This window comes from Streptomyces sp. 3330, assembly GCF_031456635.1.
In the GTDB taxonomy this organism is placed as follows: Bacteria; Actinomycetota; Actinomycetes; order Streptomycetales; family Streptomycetaceae; genus Streptomyces.
Genome location: NZ_JAVDVA010000005.1, coordinates 341,334 through 368,090, shown reverse-complemented (window position 1 = coordinate 368,090; position 26,757 = coordinate 341,334). Strand labels below are relative to the sequence as shown.

The window sequence follows — 26,757 nt, the reverse complement described above, 5'->3', positions numbered from 1 at the left end:
GCCCCCGGAAGCGTTACCGGGCCGTAAGCTCCCAGACATGCAGGTGATCCAGTCGACCAAGCTCGCCAACGTCTGTTACGAGATCCGGGGCCCGGTTCTCGAGGAGGCGATGCGCCTGGAAGCGGCTGGTCACCGCATCCTCAAGCTGAACACCGGCAACCCGGCCGCCTTCGGCTTCGACTGCCCGCCGGAGATCCTGGAGGACATCCTCCGCAACGTCTCGACGGCACACGGGTACGGCGACGCCAAGGGCCTGCTGGCCGCACGCCGGGCCGTGGTGATGCACAACCAGACGCTGGGCATCGAGACGGACGTCGAGCACGTCTTCATCGGCAACGGCGTGTCCGAGCTGATCGTGATGGCGATGCAGGGGCTGCTGGACGACGGGGACGAGGTCCTCGTACCGGCCCCCGACTACCCGCTGTGGACCGCCGCCGTCTCGCTCTCCGGCGGCACCGCCGTGCACTACCGGTGCGACGAGCAGTCGGACTGGATGCCCGACCTCGCCGACGTCGAGCGCAAGATCACCGACCGCACCAAGGCGATCGTCATCATCAACCCGAACAACCCGACGGGCGCGGTCTACGACGAGGCCATGATCCGGGGACTGACGGACATCGCGCGCCGCCACAACCTGCTGGTCTGCTCGGACGAGATCTACGACAAGATCCTCTACGACGGCGCCACGCACACCCCGACCGCCAAGGTCGCCCCCGACCTGCTCACTCTCACCTTCAACGGCATGTCGAAGGCGTACCGGGTGGCCGGCTACCGGGTCGGCTGGATGGCGATCTCCGGCCCGCGCGCGCACGCCGACTCCTACATCGAGGGCCTCACGATCCTGGCGAACATGCGCCTGTGCGCCAACATGCCGGGGCAGCACGGCGTCGTGGCCGCGCTCAGCGGACGCCAGACGATCAAGGACCTGGTGCTGCCGGGCGGGCGGCTCAAGGAGCAGGTGGACACGGCGTACGAGCTGCTGACACAGATCCCGGGCGTGACGTGCGTGCGCCCGAAGGGGGCGCTGTACCTGTTCCCGCGCCTGGACCCCACCGTCTTCAAGATCAAGGACGACCGGCAGATGGTCCTGGACCTGCTGCGCCAGGAAAAGATCATGGTCGTCCAGGGCACCGGCTTCAACTGGCCGGAGCCGGACCACTTCCGGGTCGTCACACTGCCGACGGCGACAGACCTGCGGGACGCGGTGGGCCGGATCGCCCGCTTCCTGGACGGCTACAGCCAGCCGTAGCGGCGGTTCCGTGGACGGCTCAACTTTAGACGAGATCTAAGCTAGGATGGTTTCCTGACAGCACAGGAGGCCATCCTATGTACGAGCCGATCCGCACCCCAGCTTCGCGTGGATCCGTCCACACCACGATGGCCGGCACGCCCTCGGACTTCCCCCACCGCACCCGCGAGGAGGAGCTGGACATCCAGCTCGCGGCTCATCTCGCGGCGCTGCTCGCCGTCACCGACGACCTGCGCGCGGCGGCGCCGTCCGCCGACCTGGACGCCGCGGCCGCACGGCTCGCGCAGCAGGTGACCCGGCTGCGGGGAGGGCGGGCCCCGGTCCGCTCCGACCTCGCCGCCGACCAGGCGGACCCGCGCCTCGCGGCCCTGCACGAGCGGGCGCACGCACTGGCCGGCCGCGCGCTCCTCGTCGCCGCCTCCCGCGCGGACACCGCGGCCGCGATCCTGGCGGCCCAGCGCATGGACGCGCACGCCGCCGCCCTGGCGGAGAAGCAGGAACTGAGCACCGCCGGCTGAATCCCCTCACCGGGACTCCCCTCCGGGGGACCATGAACGGCCCCGGTCCGCGTGCACCCGCAGCGACGCGCGGACCGGGCGCCATCTTTCCTCCGTACCCTGCGGACATGGGCACGGACCGGGCGAAGACGCGTACGTCGCGCACCCCGGTCACCGAGAAACGCGCCGACCGCCCCGCCAGGGCAATCCCCCGCCGCCCGGTCGTCGACCCGCGCAAGGGCACGACCGAGGTGCCCTCCGAGCCGTGCGGCGGCCGCTCCAGCCGTACGGAGTCCTCCGTCCACGGTGACGAGGCGCCCTTCGGCCCCTGGACCGTGCAGACCGACGGCTTCGGGCGGGACGGCAAGGCCCGCGACCGCAGGGACCGACCGGCCGTCAGGGGGCGGTAGGCGAAGGCCTGCCGCCGTCTCCTCGTCGGGGCGGACGGGGGGACGACGACAGGCCCATGGCCACGTACGCCGTTGTACGCGGCTCGCCGCATCGCACCGCGGCCGGCCGTGACGATCACTGGTCAGGGCACATCCGTGCCGGCCGCGGAGTCTTTCGGGGACGGGCGTCAGCCCAGGCGCTGCACCAGCGCGCGGTACTCGTCCCACAGTTCCTTGGGGGTGTGGTCGCCGAAGGTGTTGAGGTGCTCGGGAACCAGGGCGGCCTCCTCGCGCCAGACCTCCTTGTCCACGGTGAGGAGGAACTCCAGGTCGGAGTCGGCCAGTTCGAGGCCCTTGGTGTCGAGGGCGTCCTTGGTCGGCAGGATGCCGATCGGGGTCTCGACGCCCTCGGCCTTGCCGTCCAGGCGCTCCACGATCCACTTGAGCACGCGGCTGTTCTCGCCGAAGCCGGGCCAGACGAACTTGCCCGCCTCGTTCTTGCGGAACCAGTTGACGTAGTAGATCTTCGGCAGCTTCGCCTGGTCCTTGCCCTTGGCGACGTCGACCCAGTGGCCCATGTAGTCGCCCATGTTGTAGCCGCAGAACGGCAGCATGGCGAAGGGGTCGCGGCGCAGCTCGCCGACCTTGCCCTCGGCGGCGGCGGTCTTCTCGGAGGCCACGTTGGCGCCGAGGAAGACGCCGTGGTTCCAGTCGAAGGACTCCGTCACCAGCGGGACCGCGGAGGCGCGCCGGCCGCCGAAGAGGATGGCCGAGATCGGCACGCCCCGGGGGTCCTCCCACTCGGGCGCGATGATCGGGCACTGCGCGGCGGGGACGGTGAAGCGGGCGTTGGGGTGGGCGGCGGGGACGCCGGACTCCGGCGTCCAGTCGTTGCCCTTCCAGTCGGTGAGGTGGGCGGGAGTCTCCTCCGTCATGCCCTCCCACCAGATGTCGTTGTCGTCGGTGAGGGCGACGTTGGTGAAGACCGAGTTGCCCCAGAGCGTCTTCATCGCGTTGGCGTTGGTGTGCTCACCGGTGCCGGGCGCCACGCCGAAGAAGCCGGCCTCCGGGTTGATGGCGTACAGGCGGCCGTCCTCGCCGAAGCGCATCCAGGCGATGTCGTCGCCGATGGTCTCGACGGTCCAGCCGGAGACGGTCGGTTCCAGCATGGCGAGGTTGGTCTTGCCGCAGGCGCTCGGGAAGGCGGCGGCGACGTACTTGGACTCGCCCTGCGGCGGGGTCAGTTTGAGGATCAGCATGTGCTCGGCGAGCCAGCCCTCGTCGCGGGCCATGACGGACGCGATGCGCAGGGCGTAGCACTTCTTGCCGAGCAGGGCGTTGCCGCCGTAGCCGGAGCCGTAGGACCAGATCTCGCGGCTCTCGGGGAAGTGCGAGATGTACTTGGTCTGGTTGCAGGGCCACGGGACGTCGGCCTCGCCCTCGGCCAGCGGCGCCCCGAGCGTGTGCACGGCACGCACGAAGAACCCGTCGGTGCCGAGTTCGTCCAGCACCGGCTGTCCCATGCGGGTCATGGTGCGCATGGACACGGCGACGTAGGCGGAGTCGGTGATCTCGACGCCGATCGCGGAGAGGTCGGAGCCCAGCGGGCCCATGCAGAAGGGGACGACGTACATCGTGCGGCCGCGCATGGAGCCGCGGAACAGCCCCTTCTCACCGGAGAAGATCTCCCGCATCTCGGCGGGCGCCTTCCAGTGGTTGGTCGGGCCGGCGTCCTCCTCCTTCTCGGAACAGATGAAGGTGCGGTCCTCGACGCGGGCGACATCGGTGGGGTCGGAGGCGGCGTAGTAGGAGTTCGGGCGCTGGACCGGGTCGAGCCTCTTGAAGGTGCCCTTCTCCACGAGCTCGTCGCACAGTCGCTCGTACTCGGCCTCGGATCCGTCACACCAGACCACGTTGTCCGGCTGCGTCAGTTCGGCGATCTCGTTCACCCAGGAGACGAGTTCCTGGTGGTCGGTGGGGATGACGGGGGGAGCCGCGATGTCGCGCGCCACGATTGCTCCTAAATGAGGGATTTTTGTCTGGAGGCCCCGTGGGGGCTGCGACCCGGATGCTTCGGTGGTGACCTTGGCGCTCATCCGGTGTCGACCGCACTCATTTGATCATCCGATGCTACCGCCCATATGTCCAGAGGGCCTCACAGGTGAGCGGAGTGAGGATGGCCACGTGTAGCGGCGACGTTTTGCGTCCACATGACGTTCAGCCGACGGCCTTTTGACCCGGCCGCCGTGAGAAGATGGCCACTCTTCGCCCTTCGGCGCGCGGGACTGATCCGCAACCTACGGTTCCGTAGGTACGATTCGGCGCATGACTGCGCCCGTCCCCGACGCTCCAACGGACACGCCGGCCGCCGGCCGTGGTCCCGTCGCGCTCTCCCTGCCGCATCCGGTCAAGCCCAAGCTCCGCGGCTGGCTGCATCTCGGAATGTTTCCGGCCGCCCTCGTCTCGGGCCTCGTGCTCACCGCCCTCGCCGACTCCACCCGCGGCCGCATCGCGTGCGGCATCTACGCCCTCACCGCGTGCCTGCTGTTCGGCGTGAGCGCGCTCTACCACCGGGGCGACTGGAACGCGCGCATGGACGGCATCCTGCGCAGACTCGACCACGCGAACATCTTCCTGATCATCGCGGGCACCTACACACCGCTCACCCTGCTGCTCCTGCCGGAGTCGAAGGGACAGTGGCTGCTGTGGAGCATCTGGGCGGCCGCGGTCGCGGGCATCGTCTTCCGGGTCTTCTGGGTCGGCGCCCCGCGCTGGCTCTACACCCCCTGCTACATCGCGATGGGCTGGGCCGCCGTCTTCTTCCTGCCGGACTTCATGCGGGCGGGCGGCATCGCCGTCATGGTCCTGGTGATCGTCGGCGGGCTCCTCTACAGCGCGGGCGGCGTGATCTACGGGATCAAGCGCCCCAACCCGTCACCGCGCTGGTTCGGCTTCCACGAGGTCTTCCACTCGCTGACCCTCGCCGCGTTCGTCGTGCACTACGTCGGCATCTCCCTGGTGGCATACCAGCACGGATGACGTCACTTTTCCGCCTTCTTCCGGCCACGGCTTCCGAGCCGTGGCCCTTTTTCGTGCCCCGCCGCCCGCCGCTGGTGGGCCCTGGGAGCCCTGGTCGCGAGCATGCTCACGCTCGGCTTCGACACGGCTACGGTTCCTCGATCGTGCCCGCGACGGCCGGCGCCCCGGGCGCCGACCGCGCCGGCGGCGGCTCCGGCCTGCTGATGCCCCTGCGCCAGGTCGGCGCCGCCCTCGGCATCGCGCTGCCCGGCAGCCTGCTCGCGAGCGCCCTCCCTGGGTCCTGGCGTCTTCGCCGCCGCGGGCGATGGCCGACAATGAGCCCATGACGGCCGCACGCAGCAGTTCTCCCGCCGACCCCCCGCAGCCGGGTCTCCGGGAGCGCAAGAAGACCAAGACCCGCGAGGCGATCCGCACCGCCACCTACGCGCTGGTCGAGGAGCAGGGCTACGACGCCACGACGATCGACCAGATCGCCGAGCGCGCCGAGGTGTCGCCGTCGACCGTCCTCCGCTACTTCCCGACCAAGGAGGACATCGTCCTCACCGGCGAGCAGGATCCGGTCCTGCCGGCGCTGCTGCGCTCCCGGCCCACCGACGAACCGCTGGCGGACACCATGCGGTACGTCATGCGGGAAGGCGCCCGCAGGGGCTTCGACGAGGACCCGGAAGTGGCCCGGCTGCGCACCCGGCTGATGGTCCAGGTCCCTGCGGTGCGCTCGCGGATGACGGAGAGCATGTCGGTCCTCGGCCGCATGCTCGGCACCGCGATCGGCGAGCGCTCCGGCCGCGCCCCCGACAGCCTGGAGGTCCGCGTCTACACGATGTCCCTGCTCGGCGGTCTCATGCAGACGGCCCTGTACTGGGGCGAGCACGGCCACGAGGGCGACTTCGGCGCCCTCCTCGACCGCGCCATGGACGTCCTGGAACACGGCCTGAGCAACGAAAAGCGCTGAGCCCCCGCCCCTCCCCCGTGCCATCCTGACCAGGTGAACGCATTCGAGATCCGCGTCGAAGTCGCCCCGGAGCTGGCCCTGTTCGTCCCGCACGCACGGCGTGCGGGAGCCACCGCACTCGCCGTCGACGGCGTCTCCACCCTCGGTCATGTCGTCGAGTCGCTCGGGGTGCCGCTCACCGAGGTCGGCAGTCTGCTCGTCGACGGCCGTGCGGTACCGGTCTCCCACATCCCCGCCGCCGGCGAGTCGGTGACCGTGCGCCCGGTGGCCCGCCCGCAGCGGATCCCGGGTGCGCCGCTGCGCTTCCTCCTCGACGTCCACCTCGGCACCCTCGCCCGCCGGCTGCGGCTGCTCGGCGTGGACACGGCGTACGAGTCGACGGACATCGGCGACCCGGCGCTCGCCGCCCGGTCGGCCGCCGAACAGCGCGTCATGCTGAGCCGGGACCGGGGCCTGCTGCGGCGGCGCGAACTGTGGGCGGGCGCGTACGTCTACAGCACCGACCCCGAGCAGCAGCTCCGTGACGTCCTCGACCGGTTCGCTCCCGAGCTCCTTCCCTGGACGCGGTGCACCGCCTGCAACGGGCTGCTGCGCGAGGCCACCAAGGAGGAGGTGGCCGACCAGCTGCGGCACGGCACGCGGCAGTCGTACGACGTGTTCGCGCAGTGCCTGTCCTGCGGGCGCGCGTACTGGAAGGGCGCGCACCACGATCAGCTGGTGGCCATCGTGGAGCGCGCCCTGGCGGAGTTCGCGGGTTAGGCCCTGCGCAGATCGCCCTTTCCGCACGCGAGGCCGTCCCGGTCGGGGTCGAGCCCCAGCGGGTCGTCCTTGCCGTTGACCTTCAGCCGCCCGTAGTCGTTGGCCTCGAGCCAGGAGCAGCGGGCGGCCGTCGTCCTCTTCACCGTCGCCGGGAACGCCGTCGGCACGCACACGTTGATCGAGCCGTAGTGCCGGTCGCAGCCGGAGACGGTCGGGCCGACCGCCTGCGAGGTCCGCTTCCGGCCGGGGCCGGTGACCTTGCCGCTCAGGTCGTCGGCGAAGGAGTGCACATGCGGTGCGGCCCCGGTGCCCGAGGACACCGAGAACGCCGAGGCGGAGTCCGCGGCGAGTCCGGCCGGGCCCTGGAGGTGCACCCACTTCGCCACCGACGGCACCCCGTTCGCGTCCACCGCGAAGAGCATGTACCAGCCCGGCGGCGCCAGGTTGGGGTTGCTCGTCACGTTGAGGTCGACGTTGTTGCCGTCGACCGAGAGCGGGAGGTCCACGAAGCGCTGGTTCGGGTCGGAGGAGTGCGTCACCGCGGCCGGGCGGATCAGTTCCGCCTTGGCGATGGGCCGGTCCACCGTGATGCGCTGGGTGTCGCCGTAGGTCCACTCCGTGTCGATGACCGACGTGATCGCCGGCCGGGCGCCCCTGAGCAGATAGGGCGGGGTGTAGATCGACACGTTGTGGTTCCAGGTGCCGTTGCCCGGGTTGTCGCCGGTGGACATCACCCGGCCGTCGGGCAGCAGGAACGAGGACGAGTGGTAGCCGCGGGCCTGCGGGTCGGCGGCGACGGGATCGAAGGTGTTCGTGCCGGGGTCGTAGAGCGACGACTCGAAGACCGGGTCGGCCCGGTTGTGCAGCGCGCCGCCCGTCTCCAGCACCTTGCCGTCGGGCAGGAGCACGGCGGAGACGTACATCTTGCCCTGGGCGCCGGTCTCGGGCACCGGCCCGTTGCCGAGGTCGACGGTGCCCTGCGGGAGCGGCGGCCCGGCGACGTACGACGGGTTCGCCGCCTTCAGGTCGATGACGTCGGTGAGCCGGTTGCCGTCCGGGTTGGAGTCGATGTTGCCGCCGCCGAGGGTGAGGACCCGCTGGTCCTGCGCCGGGGGCAGCAGGACGCTCGCCGACTGGTCGCGCTGGTCCTTGTTCTGGAGACCGGGGATCTGGGTGACCGTGTTGGCGTCGTAGTCGTAGACCGCCGCACCCGTACCGGGGATGTTGTTGCCGAAGACATGGCTGCCCGAGTAGAAGAGGCGGCCGTCCTGCATCAGGATCATCGACGGGTACAGACCCCAGTACGACCAGGTCTGGTGGACCTTCCACAGCGGCTGCCACTGCTGCTCCGCCTGCGAGAACAGCTCGGCCGTCACCGATCCGGTCGAGTCCTCGCGCAGCCCGCCGAAGGACAGCACGTCACCGTTGCCCATGATCGTGGCCGACGGGTACCAGTGGCCGTCGTTCATGTCGTTGGTCTTGCTGTACGTCTCGGTGACGGGGTCGAAGACGTACGAGTCCTTGAAGCCCTCGTAGCCGTGTCCGCCGGCCACCGGGTAGGCCTTGTTGCCGCTCATCACGAGGACGCGCCCGTCCTGGAGCTGCACATGCCCGGAGCAGAACATGTCCTTCGGCGTCGGGACGACCTTGTAGCTGCCGTCGGCCGGGTCGTACACCGCCGAGGTGAACGTGCCCGCCGCGAACTGCTCCTCGCTGTTGCCGGAGCCCGCGATCAGCAGCACCTTGCCGTTGTGGAGGACGACGGAGTGCATGGAGCGGACCGGGTTCCGCGTGGGCAGGACGTCCCATCGGCCGTCGGCGCACTGCTCGGTGGTGCCGGTGCAGGTCGCGGGCGGGAGGACGTCCGGCACCTGGTCCATCGTGTAGTCGTCGGTGGTCACCGAGCCGGTCCCGTACACGGAGACGCCCCAGGTGACGCGGTCGGTGCCGGCCGGCACCGCGGGGGTGCGGACGGTGGCCCGGGTGTAGGCGGACGCCATGTCCAGCGTCTTCAGGTCCGTCCAGTACTGCCAGCCCGCCGTCGGGTCGTGCCGGAAGAGGGTGACGGAGGTGTCGGGGGTCGTCGACTTGTACCAGAGCGACAGGTCGTACTGCTTGCCCGGCGTCACCGCGGGCGCGCAGGCCGCCGACTCGGTGATCAGCGCCTTGCGGTCGCCGTCCACCCGGCGGGTCAGCGTCACCTTCATCGCCTTGGCGCCGGTGTGCGCGTCCGAGGTGTGGGTGAAGGCGAAGTCGTTGTCGCCCCAGCCCGACTTCTCCCAGCAGTACGGCATGCCGTCCGTGCCCGCGGTCTCGAAGCCGGGGTTCTTGACGAGGTCGGCGGCGGACGCGGGCTGCGGGCCGGTCAGCGACAGGCCTCCGGTGAGGCCGGCCACCGCCAGCATCGCGATCCGTCTGCGGCGTCTGTTCACACGGCTCTCCTTGCGGTGCGGCTCGCCCCCGGCTTCCTGCGGGGGAGGTAGACCAGCGCTTCGGTACCGGCGAAGCGCACGACGAACGTCGTCACCAGCGCCAGCGCCGTCGCGGACAGCGCGCCCATCCCGAACCGGTGCACGAACAGCGCGATCAGCGGGATGCGCAGCACCAGATCGGCGTTGGCGAGCAGCGCGAACCGGCCGGCCCTGTCCCACCAGCGGCGATGGGCCCGGCGGTCGCGGAACAGCAGATGCTCGACGAGGACGAAGTTCCAGGCGACACCGAGCTGGTTGGCGAGGATCTCGGCCGGCACGTAGTGCAGTCCGGCGGCGGTGAGGGCCCACAGTCCCAGCAGGTTGGGCAGGAACCCGGTCGCCCCGATCAGCCCGAAGCCGACCATGCGGGCGACCGGCGACGCGGTGCGCAGTCCGACCAGGTGGCGCAGGAAGCGGAGGCCCTCCCGCGCGCTCGACTTGGACTCGCCCGCGAAGCGTTCCTCGAAGACGAACGGGACCTCGCCGACCTTGCGCGGGCGGCTGCGGACGGCGAGTTCGAGGAGGATCTTGTAGCCGAGCGGCTGGAGGACGTCGGCGGTGACCGCGCTGCGCCGGATCGCGAAGAACCCGCTCATCGGGTCGCTGATGCCGTGCAGCTTCCGCGGGAACAGGGACTTGGTGAGCCAGGTGGCCCCGCGGGAGACGGCCACCCGGTAGTTGCCCGCGAGCCCGGCGCGGCTGCCGCCCTTGATGTACCGGGAGGCGACCACGAGCCCGGCGTTCGACCGCTCCCCGGTGGCCACCAGCTCCGGCACCAGGGACGGGGGATGCTGGCAGTCGCCGTCCATGACGACGATCCAGTCCGACCCGGCCGCCTTCATCCCCTCGACGACCGCGCCGCCGAGCCCGCCGACCGGTTCCTCCCGGTGCAGCACGGTCACCGGGAACGGGCAGTCGCGCGCCGCGTCCCGGATGACCTCGGGGGTGTCGTCGGTGGAGTCGTCCACGAAGACGACCTCGCAGGGCAGCCGGGACGGCACGGACTCGGTGATCCGGTGCAGCAGCCGGCGGATGTTCGGCGACTCGTTGAAGGTCGGCACGACGATGGTGACCGCGCCGGGCTCGGCGAGCTCGGCGGCGTTCAGATCGGGGACGGGGGCGCTGTACTCGGTGTATTCGTGGCTCATCGGGCGCCTCCGGAGTCGGTCTGGATCCGCCGGATCTCGATCCGGTCCTCGCCGGAGCCGAAGGCGGCCACCGGCGTCGAGTGCTCGAGGGCCGCCCCGACCTGCGGCAGGTCGCTGGCGTCCCGCCGGACGGTCGGCGAGGCGACGACGTAGTCGATGTCCCGCCAGCCGTTAGGCAGGGTCTTGGTGACCGCCGGGTCCAGGTCGGCCTTGTAGAACCAGATGGCGCCGAGCCCGGGCCGGTACCCGGCGTGCACCAGGTCCAGCCAGAGCGCGTCGTCGACCAGGACCCGGGTGCCGGCCGGGTCGTCGACCGCCGTGGCCAGCCACGCGGAGGCGGCCCGGTAGGGGGCGTTGGCGTCGGCGGTGACGGCGGTGCGGTCGCCGTCGTACCAGCGCGGGACGACGTACGCCCCCGCCGCCAGGGCGAGGACGGCCGCGAGGGCGTAGCGGCCGCCGGTCCGCCACCGCGCCTCGTCGGGCCCACGTCGTCTGCGCAGGACGGCGTGGGCGACGCTCGCCGTGCCGCCGGCGAGGACGAGCGCGAGGAACGGCAGCGCCTGGATGACGTACATCGCGGGCAGGTAGCCGCCGGGCCGCATCGCGACCACCGCGAGGGTCGCCACGGCCAGCGACGGGCCGGCCAGCGCGCGGGCGGTGACCGACCAGCGCCAGGTGAGCAGGAGCAGCAGCGCGCCCGCGAGACCGCCGAGGAGGAGCACGCGGTCGTAGTAGAGCCACGACCGGAGCACGCCGTGGGCCCCCGAGCCGTGGTCGAGGATGAAGCCCGACCCCGGTCTCGTCATCTGGTACGCGATGCCGTCCCAGAGCGAGACATGGCCGCTGCCCGGCAGCAACTCGCCCTTGAGCAGGGCGAAGAGGGGGTACGCGAGGCCGATCAGCACACAGGCGGTGACCGCGCCGGTGAGGGCGAACTTACGGGTGTCGCGGTGGCTGTGCCGCCACATGGTGACGAGGACCGCCGGGAGGACGAAAAGCATCGTCTCCTTGGTGAGCACCGCCGTCGCGGCGGCGACGCCGGCTCCGAAGTGGTGCCAGAGGTGGCGGCTGGGCGAGGCGGCCAGCGTGAACGCGAGCAGGGTCCACATCACCGCGAGGTTGTCGAGGAAGATCTCCCGCTGGAGGACGACGGAGAGCGGGGAGAGCCCGAACAGGACCATGCCGAGCCCGGCCGCCCACCGGGGCAGCGACAGCCGCCGCCCGAGGACGTAGACGAGGACGGCGCTGACCGCGCCGACCACGAGCATCGCGGGCCGCATCGCGCCCACGGTCATCGCGTCGGGGCTGATCAGCTTGGGGATCCAGGTCAGCAGGGCGAGCTGGATCCAGCCGAGGGGCGGGTGGTCGTACCAGTAGGTGTAGTGGGCGAGTCCCTTGCCCTCCTGGACGGCCCAGGCCTGGGCGAGGTAGGTGCCCTCGTCGTCGCTCAGGGCCGGGTAGTCGGCGATGTTCCAGCCCTGGACGACGAGGATCGCCGCCAGGAGCACGCCGCACAGGATCAGGTCGGGACGGGAACGGCGCAGCCGCTTCGGCGAAGTCCGGCCGGTCGAACGCTCGTCAGGCACAGGTCCGCGCCGCGCGGGGACCGTGCCGGTGGTCACCGCGGGAAGGGTGGAGGTCACGCAGGAACGTCCTCTCGGATCGCTGCGGGATCGGGAGCGGGGCCGGCGACGGTCCCGGCCGCGGGTCCCCGCACGGTCGTGCTCGCGGGGGCCGGAGTGGCCGCGGTCAGATGCGCGCCGACGTGCGAGGTCAGCTCCCAGTCGTTGCGGCCGCGTTGTTCGCGCCAGACGGCGCGCATCGCGGCTCCCGCGAGGAGGACCTGGTAGAAGGGGCCGCCCACGACGAGCTTCAGATAGTGGACGAGGCGCACGCGCAGGCCGTACTGCTTGCCGAAGTCGTGCAGGCCGACGAGCTCGAAGACGAAGGTGACGAGTGCGGTGACGGCGGGCAGGAAGGTGACGAAGGCGATGGCGACGGGCACGTCGAGGAAGAGCGCGATCGCCACGTTGAGCGGGATGATCACCCCGGAGAACGCCTGCAGGAAGGGCGTCATGAGGGTGTAGCGGGCCAGCAACCGCTGCCCGAAGCCCGGCAGTTGCTTCCAGTCCTTCTTCCGGTAGACCTGGAGGAAACCCTGGTTCCAGCGGGTGCGCTGCTTGAGCAGGGACATCAGCGAGCCCGGGGTCTCCTCCCGGGTCACCATGTCGGAGTCGTAGGCGACGACGACCTTCTTGCCGGCGCTGGAGAGACGGACTCCGAGGTCGCAGTCCTCGGCCAGGCAGTCCGGGTCCCAGCCGCCGGCCTCCCTGAGGGTGTGCGTGCGCACGAAGACGGTGTTGCCGCCCAGCGGGATGAATCCTTTCTGCGCATGCAGATGGAGCCGCGAGCGGAACCAGAAGAAGTACTCCAGGCAGTTGCGCAGGCTGTACCAGCTGGAGTGGAAGTTGATGAGCTGTACCCCGCCCTGCACGACGTCGGCCCCCGTGGTCCGGAAGGCGTGGTCGACATGGGCGAGCAGCTCGGGATGGACCTGGTCCTCGGCGTCGAAGACCCCGACGACGTCGCCACGGCAGTGCGGCAGCGCCGTGTTCATGGCCTTCGGCTTGTTCTTCTTCTCGTGGGTGTCGACGACGACACGGACGCGCGGGTCGCGTTCGGCGGCGCTCTCGGCCACCGCCGTGGTCTCGGGGTCGTCGTGCCCCACGATGACGATGATCTCGAAGTCGGTGTGGCTGGATTCCAGCAGCCGCTGGATGGTGTGGTCCAGCACGGCCTGTTCGTGCCGCGCCGGAAGCAACAGCGAGAAGGAGACGTGTTCGCCGCCGTCCGGACTGCTGAACCGGGTGGAGGCGAGCACTTCGGGCGTACGCCACGCGTGCATCTGCCACCACAGGGTGAACGCCGCCATCCAGAACAAGGCCAGTGACACGGCAGCGATGAAGACAGACGTGAGCAAGTAGATCCCCCCAGATCCCAGAGCCCCCTGCCGCGACGGCGTTCCACCTCCGTCGCGGCACTGTGGAGAGACTAGGGGGAGTCTGTGAAGTCCGGGAACTCTTCCGATAAATAGATTGTTTCGGAACTCTGCCGCTCGTAACCCGACTTATCCGAACAGGTGCTCAGCTTTCCCCTCGGGATCGACCGTGCCGTGCGGCTGTTTCCGGCCGTTTCAGCCGCTCACCACCGTGGTCAACGCCGTGCGCAGTCGGTCGGCATCGGTGGTCGGGGCGTCACAGGTGAAGTTACGGCAGACGTACGCGGTCGGTTCACCGCCGACCAGCGGCCGGTCGGCGAGCAACGGGAACTCCGCACTCCCGGTGGTGCCGAACGCGACGACGGCCCCCGGCGCGGTGCCCAGAAGTGCCGTGCGGTGCAACGCCCTCGACGCCGGGTCTGCCTTGTCGGGCGCCACCACGGCCACCTCGCGCGGCCCGTCGAGCAGCGCCTCGGCGGCGGCGAGACCCCAGCCGATGAACCGGGGCACCCGCGGGCCGAGCGTCTTCACGACGCCCAGAGCCCGCTCCGCGGCCGTGCGGTGCGGCTCCGACCCGGTGTGGGCGGCGTAGCTCAGCAGCGCGCCCGCGGCGGCGGTCCAGCCGGAGGGCGCCGCGTTGTCCGTCGGATCCTGCGGACGCCGGATGAGCCGCTCGGCGTCGGCCGCGGTGTCGTACAGCGCGCCGGAGTCGGGGTCGACGAACCGGACGAGGACGTGATCGAGCAGGAATCCCGCGAACTCCAGCCAGACGCCCTCCCCGGTGACGGAGGCGAGGGCGAGGAACCCCTCCGCCACGTCGGCGTAGTCCTCCAGGACCCCCGCGTGGGCCCCGGCCTGTCCGTCCTTGCTGGTACGGGCGATGCGGGCCTGCTCGTCGAGATGCAGCCGGACCAGGAGATCGGCGGCCCCGACCGCGGCCTCGACGAGATCCGGCCGGTCGAAGTAGGCGCCGGTCTCGGCGAGCGCGGCGATCGCGAGCCCGTTCCAGGCGGCGACGACCTTGTCGTCGCGGCCCGGGGCGGGCCGACCGCCGCGCTCGGCGAGCAGCCGCTCCTTGATCCCGGCGATCCTCTCCGCGTCGAAGACCTCTTCCTGCTGCGGCAGTTGGAGGACGGAGGAACCGTGCTCGAAGGTGCCCTCCTCGGTGACGCCGAAGTAGCGCGCGGCGAGCTCGGCGTCCTGCGGCCCGAGCACCTCGGCGAGCTGGGCGGGCGTCCAGACGTAGTACACGCCCTCGACGTGCCGCCCGCTCCCGTCGTCGCTGTCGGCGTCCAGGGCGGAGGCGAACCCGCCCTGCTCGGTGCGCAGTTCGCGCACCATGAAGTCGGCGGTCTCCAGGGCGACCCGCCGGGCCAGCTCACTGCCGGTGGCCCGCCACAGATGGGCGTAGACCCGGCACAGCAGGGCGTTGTCGTACAGCATCTTCTCGAAGTGCGGCACGACCCAGTCCCGGTCGACGGAGTACCGGGCGAACCCGCCGCCCAGCTGGTCGTAGATCCCGCCCCTGGCCATCCGTTCACAGGTGTCCCGGGCCATCTGCAGGGCGCCCTCCGCCCCGGTCCGGGCGTGGTGGCGCAGCAGGAACTCGATCACCATCGACGGCGGGAACTTCGGCGCGCCGGCGAATCCGCCGCGCTGCGGGTCGTACTCCCGGGTCAGCCCCAGCAGCGCCTGCGACAGCTCCTGCTCGCCGGGGGCCACGCCGTCGCCGTAGGAGATCTCCCGCCCCGCCAGATCCCGGACGATCTTCCCGGCGACCTCGGCCACCTCGTCCCGCCGCTCGGTCCAGGCCTGCCGCACCCCCTCCAGCACCTGCCGGAAGGAGGGCATGCCCTGCCGGGGCGCGGGCGGGAAGTACGTCCCGAAGTAGAAGGGCTCGGCGTCGGGCGTCAGGAACACGGTCATGGGCCAGCCGCCCTGGCCGGTGGCGGCCTGCACGGCCTCCATGTAGACGGCGTCCACGTCGGGACGCTCTTCCCGGTCGACCTTGACGCTGACGAAGTGCTCGTTGAGGTGGTCGGCGGTCTCCCGGTCCTCGAAGGACTCGTGCGCCATCACATGGCACCAGTGGCAGCTCGAATACCCGACGCTCAGCAGCACCGGCACCCCCCGCCGGCGCGCCTCCTCGAAGGCCTCCGCCGACCAGGGCCACCAGTCGACGGGGTTGTCGGCGTGCTGGAGGAGGTACGGGGACGTCTCATGAGCCAGTCGGTTCGGCATGGGGTCCATCCTGCCGCAGTACCCCGCCCGCCGGACGTCAGGCGCCTCCGGGCGATCACCGCCGCGGTGCCCACGAACCCTTCGCCCCCTCGCGTGGCGGGGCCGCCCGCAGCACACTTGACCAAGGAAAGCGGTGACTCCGGAGGGGGACGGATCATGCGGGACGGCCACAGGGCGGAAGCCGAGCGCTTGTTGGCGCGGGCCGTGGAGGAGGAAGTACGGCGCTCCGGCGGACGCAGCGACCGGCAGGTGCTGATGACCCGGGCGCGCGGCGCGCTGGACGCCATGGCGCAGACGGCCGCCGAGGAGTACGAGGCCTACGCGCGCGCCCTGGAGGAGGCGGAGGCCGGCCAGGTCAGTTTCGGACAGCGCTACGCCCGCGAGGGCGGGCGGACTCCCTTGCTGGTGGCCGGTGTTGCCGCCGTCGCGACGGCGGTCGCCGATCTCGCGCTGGGCACCGGGCCGGGCACCGCGCTCGGCGCCGGGGTGGCCGTCGGGGTCGTCGGCGCCGCGACGACCGTCGTGAAGGTGGCGGGCTCCCATCTGCCGGCCGCCCACCAGCGGGCCGGCGAGGCGGGGCAGCCGGGCGGCGCCGAGCAGCTGCGGCTGCAGTGGCTCACCGCGCTGGAGGTGCGCGGCATCCGGCCGTTCCTGGACCAGCAGCGGATGCTGAGCGCGACGACCGGCCCGAAGAAGGCCGCGGGACCGCAGCTGCGCGGCGCCGACAAGAGCGCGGCGGCGCGCGGACGGTCCGTACTGGCCCAGTCGTTCGCCCAACTGCCCGAACCGGCGGGCCCGTTCGCCGGGCGCCGGACCGAACTCGGGCAGCTCAGGCAGTGGGTGCAGGCGTCGCGCGCCGGCACCCGGACCCGGCCGACGGTCGTCGTGCTGCACGGACCCCCCGGCAGCGGCCGCACCACCCTCGCGGTGCGGGCCGCGCACGATCTGCGCGACCAGTTCCGCGGCGCCTGCGTGGTGGACCTGCGCGGCCACAGCGCGCAGGAGCCGCCCCTGCCCACCCGGGACGCCCTGCTGCACCTGCTGAACCGGCTCGGCGCGCCCCGCGAGCAGCTCCTCTTCCGGGAGCGCTCCTCCGCGGACCAGCAGCTCAAACGGCTCACCGAGCTGTACCAGCAGCACCTGACCGGCCTGCCGGTCACGGTGATCCTGGACGACGCCTCGGACCCCGCACAGGTCCTCGCGCTCGTGCCGGAACGCTCCGACAGCCTGGTCCTGGTCACCGCCCGGACCCCGCTGGACCTGCCGGCCGAACTGTCCGCGTGGGTGCACGAACTGCCGGTGCGACCGCTGGACGCGGCGGGCGCGGAGGAACTGCTGAGCGCGGCCGCCCAGGACGCCTCGGGCCCCTACGACGCCGAATCAGCGGACCGCATACGGGAGTTGTGCGGCGGGCTGCCGCTGGCGCTGCGGGTCGTGGGCTCCTCGCTCGGCCCGCGCTCACCGCGTGCGCTGGCGGCGGACCTGGGGGTGTACGGACCGGTGGAGCCGGTCGAACGTGCCCTGTGGCTGCGCTACAGGGACCAGCCGGACGTGACCCGCCGACTGCTGCGCCGGCTGGCCCTGGCCGGACGGGCCTCGCTCGGGACGGCCGCGGCGGCCGCGCTGCTCGCCACCGACCGGGCGGAGGCCACCCGCCATCTCACCGCCCTCGCCGACGCCGGGCTGGTCGACCACGTCCGCGGCGACCGCTACCGCCTGCACGACCTGGTCCGCGCCTTCGCCCAGGCCCGGCTCCTCGACGAGGAGGAGCAGACCGAGCGCGCGGCGGCCCAGGAACGCCTGATCGTCAGCTACGCCGAGCTCGCCGACTCCGTGCTGCGGCTGGTCGACGGCAACATGTCGACCCGCTCGGACCGCTTCACCCCGCACGGCTTCACCTCCCTGGACGAGGCGCTGCGCTGGCTGGACGACGAGTCGAGCTTCATCACGGCGACCCTGCGGCACGCGGAGGGCGTGGACCAGAACGCCGTACTGAGCCTGCTGGGCGCCCTGTGCGACTACTGCCTGCTGCGCGGCGACCTCTACCGGCTCGGTGAGATCAGCGAGCTGGCGCAGTCGGTCGGCCAGGACCTGCTGGTGCGGTCCGTGCAGTGGCGTACGGGGATCGCGGCCCGTCAGCTGGGCGAGCTGGACAAGGCCCGCACGACGCTCAGCTCGGTCGTCGACCTCTACCTCCAGGCCCACCACGACGCGGGGGCGGCGCGCGCCCTGTGCTCGCTGGGCATCACCCTGCACCACCAGGGCCAGCTGACGGAGGCCGCGGCGAAGCTGCGGGAGGCGATGGAGCTCCAGGCCGCGCCCGAGCTGGCCACGGACCGGGCCTGGACGATGCACGCGCTGGCGGCGGTGGAACGGGACCGGGCGCACCTGGCCGAGGCACTCGACCTGCTCACCCGCTCCCTGGTCCTGCACCGGGAGGGCGGTTCCGTGCACGGCGAGGCATGGGCGCACTTCCAGCTGGGCCAGCTGAACCTGCGCCGCGGGGACGTCACGCGGGCGGAGGCCGATCTGCGCGAGGCCCTCGATCTGTACGGCCGCACCCGCGACACCCGCGGCGAGGCCTGGGCCCTGACCCAGCTGGCCCGGGCCCGGCTGATCGCCGGGGATCCCGGCCCGGCGGCGGAGGACCTGCGCCGGGCGGCGGCACGGCACCGGGACAACGAGGACGCGCGCGGCGAGGCCTGGACGGTCTACTACCTGGGCCTGGCCCTGGAGGAGACGGGCGACCTGGACCACGCCGTCCGCGAGCTGGAACGTTCCCGCTCGCTGTTCTCCCGGATGCGTGACGTCTACGGCCTGGCCTGCGCCCGCCACCACTCGGCCCGGGTGACCCGCGACCAGCGCGCCGCCCAGACCGGTTCCCTGCGCAACTCCGGCTTCGCCCGGCAGCTCCTCGTCGACGCGCGCTCCGACTTCCAGCGCATCGGCGTCGCCCACGGCGAGGCCTGGACCTGCCTGGAGCTCGCGGTCGTCGACGCGGGGAACGCCCGTACGCAGGCGGCCCTGGCCCTGTGCGACGAGGCGGCCGGCCTGTTCGCGTCGTACGGCGACCGGCGCGGCGAGGACTGGGCCCGCTTCCTGCGCTGCACCCTGCTGCCGTACGCGGCCCCCGGCGGGGTCGAGGTCGGCACGGTGGTGGCGCAGGAGGAACTGGCCCGGCTGGTCCGCACCGACCACCCGCTGCGCGACGGCATGCTCAACGAGGGCCTGGAGGCCTACGGCCTGCTGCTGGAACGGGGCGTCCGCCTGGAGTCGGGCTGGCAGGCCTGGCGCCTGGGACTGGTGCCCGGCAGACACGCCCGCGAGGTCATGGGCGTGGCAGTGGGCGACGACTAGCCCCCGGGCGGGGGTGGAGCGGGCGCCGGCACGAGGCGGGCGCCGGGGTGCACGGGCGCAGGTGGGGCGGGCGCCGGGGCGGGGCGGGCAGCCCGCACCCCCGCGCTACGCGTCCTTGCCGTGCGCCCGCCTCACGAGGTCGAGGAGGGCTTCCCCGTCGCGGTCGGCTGCGCCGAACCGGCGGCGGAGGTCTGCTCCGGATCCGCCGGCTCCTTGAAGTCGACCTTGCCCATGTGCTTGCTCATGGACTTCATCAGGCCCCACACCGCCACCGCCATCGCCGCGAAGACGATGAAGCCGAGGACGCCGGGGGTGACCTTGTTCTCGTCGACCTCCTTGGCCAGGGGGACGAGGTGCGTCATTGCCAGGCTCACGCTTGCGCTCATGTCAGGCATTGTCGCGGATGCCCGCAAAGAGGTCGTCCTCGGGGAGGGAGGTATCGACGCGGGACTTCGCGAGCTCGTACTCCTCCGTGGGCCAGACCTCCTTCTGGATCTCCATCGGCACCCGGAACCAGCCGCCGTCCGGGTCGATCTGCGTGGCGTGCGCGATCAGCGCCTTGTCGCGGATCTCGTAGAAGTCGGCGCACGGAACGTGCGTGGTGAGCGTGCGCTCCTTCTGGCCGAACTCGTCCCAGCGCTTGAGCCACTCCCCGTAGGGGGACTCCAGGCCGCGGTCGAGCATCGCGTGGTGCAGCGCCTCGGTGCGGGGGCGGTTGAAGCCCTGGTTGTAGTACAGCTTCGACGGCCGGTACACGGGCCCGAACTCGGCCTCGGGGTACTTCACGGCGTCGTCCGCGCCCTCGAAGGCCACCATCGAGATCTTGTGGGTCATGATGTGGTCGGGATGCGGGTAGCCGCCGTTCTCGTCGTAGGTGGTGATCACCTGGGGACGGAAGGAGCGGATCTGCCTCACCAGCTCGCCGGCCGCCTTGTCGACGTCCTCCAGGGCGAAGCAGCCGTCGGGCAGCGGCGGCAGCGGGTCGCCCTCGGGCAGGCCCGAGTCGATGAAGCCGAGCCACTCCTGCTTGATGCCGAGGATCTCGCGGGCCTCGTCCATCTCCTTCTTGCGTACCTCGTGGATGTGCTCCTCGATGTACTTGTCGCCCTGAAGCTTCGGATTGAGGATGGAGCCGCGCTCCCCGCCCGTGCAGGTCACCACCAGCACGTCCACCCCCTCGGACACGTACTTCGCCATGGTGGCCGCGCCCTTGCTCGACTCGTCGTCGGGGTGCGCGTGAACGGCCATCAGTCGCAGCTGGTCAGTCAAGACTCAATCCTCGGTAAGTCGGCGCCCGGTGTGAACCGGCGCGATCGCAGGCTTCTATAGTGACCGAATCGGGAGGCGAATAATTCCGTGCCTGGAGGACGATCATGAGTACGGCGAGCACGCGACTCCCCGAGGGCCGCTACGGCCGTCCCTCGGACGAGCGGGCCGACCACAAGCTCAAGATCATCGGCGCCGTACTCGGCGCGCTCCTGCTCGCCCTGGTCGGCTACTTCGCCTACCACTACGTCGGCCAGAACAAGATCAGCGCCGAGGTGATCACCTTCAAGGCGACCTCGGACGAGGCGGTGCGGCTCCACCTGGAGGTCCGCAAGGACGCGGGCGCGAGCGGCTACTGCACGGTGCGCTCACAGGCGGCCGACGGCGCCGAGGTGGGCCGGGCGGACTTCCGCTTCACCGGTTCCGACACGCGCATCGACCGGACGGTCACGCTGCGTACGACGGCGAAGGGCACGACCGCCGAGCTGCTCGGCTGTCACGCCGACTGACGCACACCGGCGCCGGGGCCGCCGGGCGAGCGGAATCGTCCACAATACGAACGCGCTGACCTGCGTCGACGTAATTCTGATGGCTTATGTCCTCCCCCTTCGGCCACTGAATTGTTAGGCTCGTGGTTTCGCCCATCGCCTGAGGAACATGCTTTTGGTAGGGCGATGCTTTGTATTCCCAGTACCGACGAGGAGCACCTGTGACCCAGACCAGCGAGTCCGTCACCTGGCTGACCCAGGAGGCGTACAACAAGCTCAAGGTCGAGCTTGAGTACCTTACTGGTCCTGCGCGCACGGAGATCGCCGCCAAGATCGCGGCAGCGCGCGAGGAGGGGGACCTGCGTGAGAACGGTGGGTACCACGCGGCCAAGGAGGAGCAGGGCAAGCAGGAGCTCCGTGTGCGCCAGCTGACCCAGCTTCTCGACAACGCCAAGGTCGGCGAGACCCCGGCTTCCGCCGACGGCGCGGTGGCGCCCGGCATGGTCGTGACGATCGCCTTCGACGGTGACGAGGACGACACCATGACGTTCCTGCTCGCCTCGCGCGAGTACGCGAGCTCGGACATCGAGACCTACTCGCCGCAGTCCCCGCTCGGCACCGGCGTCATCGGCCACAAGGTCGGCGAGGACGCGGAGTACGAGCTGCCCAACGGCAAGAAGGCCTCCGTGCGCATTCTCAAGGCCGAGGCCTACAGCGGCTGACCGGCCCCTGTCCGTCGCCCCTGCTCGACGAAGCCCCCGGCGCCCACGCGCCGGGGGCTTCGCACTGCACGGGAACGCTCAGGCCGTCGCCGAGCGGTACTTGCGGACCGCCAGCGTCCGGAAGATCACGACGATCAGCACGGAGTAGATCAGCGAGGCCCAGACCGGGTGCTGCATGGGCCAGGCGTCGGACGTCGACTGCCCCGGGTTGGCGAAGAGCACCCGACAGGCCTGGACGGTGGCGCTGAACGGATTCCACTCGGCGATGTGCCGCAGCCACGGCGTCATGTTGCTGGTGTCCACGAACGCGTTGGAGATGAAGGTCACCGGGAAGAGCCAGATCAGCCCGCCGGAGGTGGCCGCCTCGGGGGTGCGCACGCTCAGGCCGATGAGGGCGCCGATCCAGGTGAACGCGTAGCCGAGCAGGAGCAGCAGCCCGAAGGCGGCCAGGACCCGGGCGGCGTCGGTACTGCCGTCGGAGCCGACCCGCCAGCCGACCAGGAGGGCGACCACCGCGAGGACGAGCAGCGTGAGCGCCGTCTGCACGAGGTCGGCGAGGGTGCGGCCGGTGAGCACCGCGCCGCGCGCCATGGGCAGTGAACGGAAGCGGTCGATGAGGCCCTTGTGCATGTCGTCGGCGATGCCCGCGCCGGCTCCGGCGGTGGCGAAGGTGACGGTCTGCGCGAAGATGCCCGCCATCAGGAAGTTCGTGTAGTCGGCGGCGCTCGTGCTGCCGCCGATCTGCATGGACCCGCCGAACACGTAGGTGAACAGCACCACGAACATGATCGGCTGGATGAGCCCGAAGATGACCATCTCCGGGATCCGGGACATCCGGATCAGGTTGCGCTTCGCGATGACCAGGGAGTCGCGGACGGACTGTCCGAGCGGATGGGCGGGCTTGGGCGCCGCGCCGCGTACGGCGTCGGTGACGGCACTCACTTGACGGTCTCCCTCTCGCTCTTTCCGCTCCGGCCGTCGCGTTCGCTCCGACCGCGCCGGTCTTCCTGTCCGTCCTCTTCGGTCTCCTCGGCCTTCGCCTCGGCGACGTGCCCCGTCAGGGACAGGAAGACGTCGTCGAGGGTGGGGCGGCGCAGGCCGATGTCGTCGATCTCGATGCCGCGGCTGTCGAGTTCACGGATGACCTCGGCGAGGAGCTTGGCGCCGCCGGTGACGGGCACCGTGAGCTTGCGGGTGTGCTGCTCGACGGTGGTCTCGCCTTTGCCGAAGCCGGCCAGCACCTCCGCGGCCGTGGCGATGTGCTCGCGTTCGTGCACCACGACCTCCACGCGCTCTCCGCCGGTGCGGGCCTTGAGCTGGTCGGAGGTGCCGCGGGCGATCACCCGGCCGTGGTCGACGACCGCGATGTCGTGCGCGAGATGGTCGGCCTCTTCGAGGTACTGGGTGGTGAGCAGCAGCGTCGTGCCGCCGGAGACGAGGCGCTTGATCACCTCCCACAGCATCTGGCGGTTGCGCGGGTCGAGGCCGGTCGTCGGCTCGTCCATGAACATCACGGGCGGCGAGACGACCAGGGCCGCGGCCAGGTCGAGGCGGCGGCGCATGCCTCCGGAGTACGTCTTGGCGGTGCGGTCGGCGGCTTCCGCGAGGCCGAACTGGTCGAGCAGTTCGGCGGCCCGGGCCTTCGCCGCGCCCGCCTTCATCTGGTAGAGCCGGCCGACCATCTGGAGGTTCTCGCGGCCGGTGAGGTATTCGTCGACGGCCGCGAACTGGCCGGACAGGCCGATGGACCGGCGGACCTCGTTGGGGTGCTTGAGCACGTCGAGGCCGGCGACCATGGCCCGGCCGCTGTCGGGGCGCAGGAGCGTGGTCAGACAGCGGACCGTGGTGGTCTTGCCCGCTCCGTTCGGCCCGAGCAGGCCCAGGACCGTGCCCTCCGGGACGTCCAGGTCCACGCCGTCCAGAGCCTTTACGTCGCCGAAGGTCTTCACCAGGCCTTCGGCATAGATGGCACCCGGCATAACAGTCTCCACGTCATTGAGGATTCTTCGGAAAGCCTAGGTTCGTGCTCTACGTTCCGCCCGAGGGGAGGTGGGGGGAGCGGCGCGGGACACACCATAACGCGATGTATCGCGTCTCACAACGACCTTTCTCGAACGAGTGACGAAGGAACGCGGACCAGGCCCGAGCGAACCCGCGGTGGGCCCGATACCGGCCCGCGCGGGGCCCGCAACGAACCCGAAGCCGACCCGCGGGCGAGCCCGCTCGCAGGCTCCGAGCGGCTTCCGACCGCCTCCGGGCGGTTCCCGCACGGTCCTCGGCCTCGCTCCGGCCTCTCGGCCGAGGCCCCCCGCCGACCTCAGTCGATGACGGTGTACCCGGCGTCGCGCAAGGTCCGGCGGACCTCGGCGCAGTGCTCCGGCCCCTTCGTCTCCAGGTGCAGCTCGACCTCCGCCTCGGTCAGCCCGAGCCGGGGGTCGGTCCGCAGATGGCTCACGTCCAGAACGTTAGCGTCGACCACTGACAACGACCCCAGCAGCGTGGCGAGGGCCCCCGGCCGGTCCGTCAGCCGCAGCCGTACGGCCAGGTAGCGGCCCTGCGCCGCCATGCCGTGCCGCAGGACGCGCTCCATCAGCACCGGGTCCACGTTGCCGCCGGACAGCACCGCGACGACCGGGCCCTCGAAGGCGCCGGGAGCGCTGAGCAGCGCGGCCACCGGGCTCGCCCCGGCCGGCTCGACGACCAGCTTGGCCCGCTCCAGGCACAGCAGCAGCGCGGCGGCCAGCTCGTCCTCCGTCACCGTGCGCACCTCGTCCACCAGATCGCCGACGAGGGCGAACGGCACGTCTCCGGGCCGGCCGACCTTGATGCCGTCGGCCATCGTCGCCGGGGTGCGGATCGACATCGGCCGCCCGGCCGCCAGCGAGGGCGGGTACGCCGCGGCCCCCTCCGCCTGCACCCCCACGATCCGCACGTCCGGGCGCAGCGCCTTCACCGCGACCGCGATGCCCGCCGCCAGCCCGCCGCCGCCGATCCCGACGACGATCGTGCGCACCTCCGGGCACTGCTCCAGGATCTCCAGGCCGACCGTGCCCTGACCGGCGATGATGTCCGGGTGGTCGAAGGGGTGGATGAACACCGCACCCGTCCCGGCCGCGTACTCCTGCGCCGCGGCCAGCGTCTCGTCGACCACCTGGCCGTGCAGCCGCACCTCGGCGCCGTACTCACGGGTGGCGCTGATCTTCGGCAGCGGAGCGCCCTGGGGCATGAACACCGTGGAGCGCACCCCCAGCAGCGCCGAGGCCAGCGCCACGCCCTGCGCGTGGTTGCCCGCGCTGGCCGCGACCACCCCGGCGGCCCGCTCCTCCGGCAGCAGCCCCGCGATCCGGACGTACGCGCCGCGCAGCTTGAACGACCCCGTCCGCTGGAGGTTCTCGCACTTGAAGTGCACCGGCGCCCCGACCAGCTGGGACAGGTGCCTGCTGCCCTCCATCGCGGTCGTCCGCGCCACGCCCGACAGCATCTTCTGCGCCCCGCGCACATCGTCGAGGGTGACGGAACGCAAGGAGTCAGCCGGGCGGTAGCTCATGACTCCAGCATCGCAGTTCACAGGCGGCCAGGAGGTCTGTGACCAACCTCCGAGACCGGTTTCCGCAGCGTCGGTACGACCCGCCTTCCGGCCGCGTACTCTGTCCCCCATTCCAGCAGCCCCTTCATGAAGTGAGCCCCCGGCCATGCCCACAACACCTGAAATGTCGATGGACATGACGACCGTCGGTGACACCGGTCTTCTCGACACCTTGCAGCACGAGGTCGCGGTGTTCGCCCGCCGTGCCGAACAGACCCGGCTCGGCGGCGTGGGGCAGGTGCGCAACTCCATGGACCGCGCCGCGTACCTGCTGCTCAACCGCCTCGACAAGGAAGGTCCGATGGGCGTCAAGGCGCTCGCGGCGAGCATGGGCATCGACTCGTCCACCGTCACCCGGCAGGTGGCTCCGCTCGTCGACACCGGCCTGGTGAAGCGGACCTCGCACCCCGAGGACGGGCGGGCCGTGGTGCTCCAGCTGTCCCCGCGCGGACAGTCCCGGCTGGAGGAAGTGCGTTCCTCCCGGCGCCAGTTGATGGCCGAGTTGACGGACGACTGGGCGCCGGAGGAGCGCGAGACGTTCTGCGAGCTCCTCACCCGCTTCAACACCGCCCTGTCCTCCAGGATGGCGGCCCAGGGCGTACCCGGCGCGGAATCGTCGTCGGCCGCTTCCTGATCCGGCCGCACCGCGATCCGCCCGCACGCGCGCGTGCGGCGACTTTCCGGCAGCCGTGCGCGGCCCTTGACCGAAAGCCCACCCCTGTCCTCATATGAGACCGGGGCGTATGGCCCTCCAGGGGGACGCCGTCAGGCGGGAGGCTCGGTGTGCGAGAGAGGCGTGCGGCCCAGGAAGCCCGCCGGGCACGGGAGTTCGAGGCGTTCGTCGCCGGAGCGGGCGGCCGGTTGCTGCACGCCGCCACCCTGCTCACGGCGGAGGCCCCGGCCGACAACCCGCGCGCGCTGCGCCTGCTGACCCACGCCCTCGCGCACACGTACGCGTGCTGGGACAGGCTGCACGGCGAGGACCCCTACAACCGGGCCCGCGAGTACCTCGCCACCCGCTTCGCCCACAGCTCCTGGCACCGGTACACCGCTCTGCCCCTCGGCCTCGGCCGGCCGCTCCCCGCCGTCGGCCCGCTGGCCCGGCTCGGCCCCCAGGAGCGACTCGTCCTGGTCCTGAGGCTCTACGAGGGTGTCGCCGACGAACAGGTGGCGGCCCTGCTCGGCCTGCCGGTGGAGCGGATCCGCACGGTCTGCGACCGGGCGACGGCGACGCTTCTGCATCCGCCCCGGGGCCCGGCCCCCGCGGTGCGCCGGGCGAGGGCGGCGGCGTCGTGAACCGGCCCGAGCGGGAGGCCGCCGTACGGCAGATCATGGAGCGGACCGCCCCGCGCGTGCCGACGGACCTCCACGCGGACGTCGTGCGCCGGGGCGGCCGGATACTGCGCCGCCGCACGCTCGCCCGGCGGCTGCTGTGGCTGCTGCTCCTCGCGGCCACACTGGCGTTCACGGTCTGGGCGGTGGTGGCCCAGCCGTGGGTGGAGCCGCCGTCGCAGACGACTCCACCCCTGACCGGCTGGTGATCCGAAGCCCGTCGAGCCGCCGGGGCCCTGGCGGCCGCTGAGGCGCGCGGGCCC

The 26,757-nt window shown here is 71.4% G+C and carries 24 protein-coding genes; 13 read left to right on the top strand and 11 right to left on the bottom strand.

Going from position 1 to position 26,757, the window contains the following annotated elements; genetic code table 11:
* The first annotated feature begins 37 nt into the window (after positions 1-37).
* The 3 genes from J2X68_RS11840 (at position 38) to J2X68_RS11830 (ending at position 2,156) form a co-directional block, all read left to right on the top strand.
* Positions 38-1,249, top strand: coding sequence for a pyridoxal phosphate-dependent aminotransferase (locus J2X68_RS11840; RefSeq protein WP_020128071.1), 1,212 nt, complete (start codon positions 38-40; stop codon positions 1,247-1,249).
* A gap of 77 nt (positions 1,250-1,326) precedes the next feature.
* On the top strand, positions 1,327-1,767 hold the full coding sequence (locus J2X68_RS11835; protein ID WP_310432413.1) for a hypothetical protein: 441 nt from the start codon (positions 1,327-1,329) through the stop codon (positions 1,765-1,767).
* A gap of 107 nt (positions 1,768-1,874) precedes the next feature.
* Positions 1,875-2,156: a hypothetical protein gene (locus J2X68_RS11830; protein WP_310432412.1), complete on the top strand. Its 282-nt coding sequence runs from the start codon at positions 1,875-1,877 to the stop codon at positions 2,154-2,156.
* Between the two features lie 167 nt (positions 2,157-2,323).
* On the opposite strand, the gene J2X68_RS11825 is transcribed toward J2X68_RS11830, so the two are convergent.
* Positions 2,324-4,147, bottom strand: coding sequence for a phosphoenolpyruvate carboxykinase (GTP) (locus J2X68_RS11825; protein ID WP_310432411.1), 1,824 nt, complete (start codon positions 4,145-4,147; stop codon positions 2,324-2,326).
* A 313-nt stretch (positions 4,148-4,460) separates the two neighbouring features.
* Here J2X68_RS11825 and J2X68_RS11820 point away from each other — a divergent pair, with 313 nt between their 5' ends.
* The 4 genes from J2X68_RS11820 (at position 4,461) to J2X68_RS11805 (ending at position 6,885) form a co-directional block, all read left to right on the top strand.
* A complete protein-coding gene (locus J2X68_RS11820; protein ID WP_310432410.1) occupies positions 4,461-5,174 on the top strand; it encodes a hemolysin III family protein in 714 nt (237 codons plus the stop codon).
* Positions 5,175-5,317: 143 nt separating this feature from the next.
* Positions 5,318-5,500: a hypothetical protein gene (locus tag J2X68_RS11815; RefSeq protein ID WP_310432481.1), complete on the top strand. Its 183-nt coding sequence runs from the start codon at positions 5,318-5,320 to the stop codon at positions 5,498-5,500.
* Positions 5,497-6,126: a TetR family transcriptional regulator gene (locus tag J2X68_RS11810; RefSeq protein WP_310432409.1), complete on the top strand. Its 630-nt coding sequence runs from the start codon at positions 5,497-5,499 to the stop codon at positions 6,124-6,126. Before J2X68_RS11815 ends, J2X68_RS11810 begins: the two co-directional genes overlap by 4 nt.
* Positions 6,127-6,159: 33 nt before the next feature.
* Positions 6,160-6,885: a Mut7-C RNAse domain-containing protein gene (locus J2X68_RS11805; RefSeq protein WP_310432408.1), complete on the top strand. Its 726-nt coding sequence runs from the start codon at positions 6,160-6,162 to the stop codon at positions 6,883-6,885.
* Here J2X68_RS11805 and J2X68_RS11800 read toward each other — a convergent pair.
* From J2X68_RS11800 to J2X68_RS11780, 5 genes are all read right to left on the bottom strand, one after another.
* Entirely contained in the window at positions 6,882-9,290 is a 2,409-nt protein-coding gene (locus tag J2X68_RS11800) for a galactose oxidase-like domain-containing protein (protein ID WP_310432478.1), read from the bottom strand. The genes J2X68_RS11805 and J2X68_RS11800 overlap by 4 nt on opposite strands.
* A gap of 23 nt (positions 9,291-9,313) precedes the next feature.
* The gene (locus J2X68_RS11795) at positions 9,314-10,504 is read right to left on the bottom strand and encodes a glycosyltransferase family 2 protein (RefSeq protein ID WP_310432407.1); all 1,191 of its coding nucleotides are present in this window, start codon (positions 10,502-10,504) and stop codon (positions 9,314-9,316) included.
* Positions 10,501-12,147 carry a phospholipid carrier-dependent glycosyltransferase gene (locus J2X68_RS11790; RefSeq protein WP_310432406.1) on the bottom strand — a complete coding sequence of 549 codons (1,647 nt, stop codon included), beginning with the start codon at positions 12,145-12,147 and terminating at the stop codon, positions 10,501-10,503. The genes J2X68_RS11795 and J2X68_RS11790 overlap by 4 nt, the downstream gene beginning before the upstream one ends.
* Positions 12,144-13,484, bottom strand: a complete 1,341-nt coding sequence (locus J2X68_RS11785) for a glycosyltransferase (RefSeq protein WP_310432405.1) — start codon at positions 13,482-13,484, stop codon at positions 12,144-12,146. Before J2X68_RS11785 ends, J2X68_RS11790 begins: the two co-directional genes overlap by 4 nt.
* Before the next feature lie 213 nt (positions 13,485-13,697).
* Positions 13,698-15,743, bottom strand: coding sequence for a thioredoxin domain-containing protein (locus tag J2X68_RS11780; protein ID WP_310432404.1), 2,046 nt, complete (start codon positions 15,741-15,743; stop codon positions 13,698-13,700).
* Between the two features lie 156 nt (positions 15,744-15,899).
* Between J2X68_RS11780 and J2X68_RS11775 the strand changes: the two genes are divergently transcribed.
* Positions 15,900-19,100, top strand: coding sequence for a tetratricopeptide repeat protein (locus tag J2X68_RS11775; RefSeq protein WP_310432403.1), 3,201 nt, complete (start codon positions 15,900-15,902; stop codon positions 19,098-19,100).
* A 131-nt stretch (positions 19,101-19,231) separates the two neighbouring features.
* On the opposite strand, the gene J2X68_RS11770 is transcribed toward J2X68_RS11775, so the two are convergent.
* The gene (locus J2X68_RS11770) at positions 19,232-19,495 is read right to left on the bottom strand and encodes a hypothetical protein (RefSeq protein ID WP_310432402.1); all 264 of its coding nucleotides are present in this window, start codon (positions 19,493-19,495) and stop codon (positions 19,232-19,234) included.
* The gene (mca, locus tag J2X68_RS11765; RefSeq protein WP_310432477.1) at positions 19,488-20,348 is read right to left on the bottom strand and encodes a mycothiol conjugate amidase Mca; all 861 of its coding nucleotides are present in this window, start codon (positions 20,346-20,348) and stop codon (positions 19,488-19,490) included. The genes J2X68_RS11770 and mca overlap by 8 nt, the downstream gene beginning before the upstream one ends.
* A 125-nt stretch (positions 20,349-20,473) precedes the next feature.
* On the opposite strand from mca, the gene J2X68_RS11760 reads away from it, so the two are divergent.
* Positions 20,474-20,875: a DUF4307 domain-containing protein gene (locus J2X68_RS11760; protein WP_310432401.1), complete on the top strand. Its 402-nt coding sequence runs from the start codon at positions 20,474-20,476 to the stop codon at positions 20,873-20,875.
* A 200-nt stretch (positions 20,876-21,075) separates the two neighbouring features.
* Positions 21,076-21,576: a transcription elongation factor GreA gene (gene greA, locus J2X68_RS11755; protein ID WP_020128091.1), complete on the top strand. Its 501-nt coding sequence runs from the start codon at positions 21,076-21,078 to the stop codon at positions 21,574-21,576.
* A 78-nt stretch (positions 21,577-21,654) separates the two neighbouring features.
* Here the strand turns inward: greA and J2X68_RS11750 are convergent, their stop codons facing one another.
* The 3 genes from J2X68_RS11750 to ilvA form a co-directional block, all read right to left on the bottom strand.
* Positions 21,655-22,518: an ABC transporter permease gene (locus J2X68_RS11750; RefSeq protein ID WP_310432400.1), complete on the bottom strand. Its 864-nt coding sequence runs from the start codon at positions 22,516-22,518 to the stop codon at positions 21,655-21,657.
* The gene (locus J2X68_RS11745) at positions 22,515-23,555 is read right to left on the bottom strand and encodes an ATP-binding cassette domain-containing protein (protein ID WP_310432399.1); all 1,041 of its coding nucleotides are present in this window, start codon (positions 23,553-23,555) and stop codon (positions 22,515-22,517) included. Before J2X68_RS11745 ends, J2X68_RS11750 begins: the two co-directional genes overlap by 4 nt.
* A gap of 338 nt (positions 23,556-23,893) precedes the next feature.
* Positions 23,894-25,123, bottom strand: coding sequence for a threonine ammonia-lyase (gene ilvA / locus J2X68_RS11740; RefSeq protein ID WP_310432398.1), 1,230 nt, complete (start codon positions 25,121-25,123; stop codon positions 23,894-23,896).
* A 163-nt stretch (positions 25,124-25,286) separates the two neighbouring features.
* Between ilvA and J2X68_RS11735 the strand changes: the two genes are divergently transcribed.
* From J2X68_RS11735 to J2X68_RS11725, 3 genes are all read left to right on the top strand, one after another.
* On the top strand, positions 25,287-25,796 hold the full coding sequence (locus tag J2X68_RS11735) for a MarR family transcriptional regulator (RefSeq protein WP_310432476.1): 510 nt from the start codon (positions 25,287-25,289) through the stop codon (positions 25,794-25,796).
* Positions 25,797-25,945: 149 nt separating this feature from the next.
* Entirely contained in the window at positions 25,946-26,458 is a 513-nt protein-coding gene (locus J2X68_RS11730; protein ID WP_310432397.1) for a sigma factor-like helix-turn-helix DNA-binding protein, read from the top strand.
* Positions 26,455-26,703, top strand: a complete 249-nt coding sequence (locus J2X68_RS11725; RefSeq protein ID WP_310432396.1) for a hypothetical protein — start codon at positions 26,455-26,457, stop codon at positions 26,701-26,703. Before J2X68_RS11730 ends, J2X68_RS11725 begins: the two co-directional genes overlap by 4 nt.
* Positions 26,704-26,757: the final 54 nt, after the last annotated feature.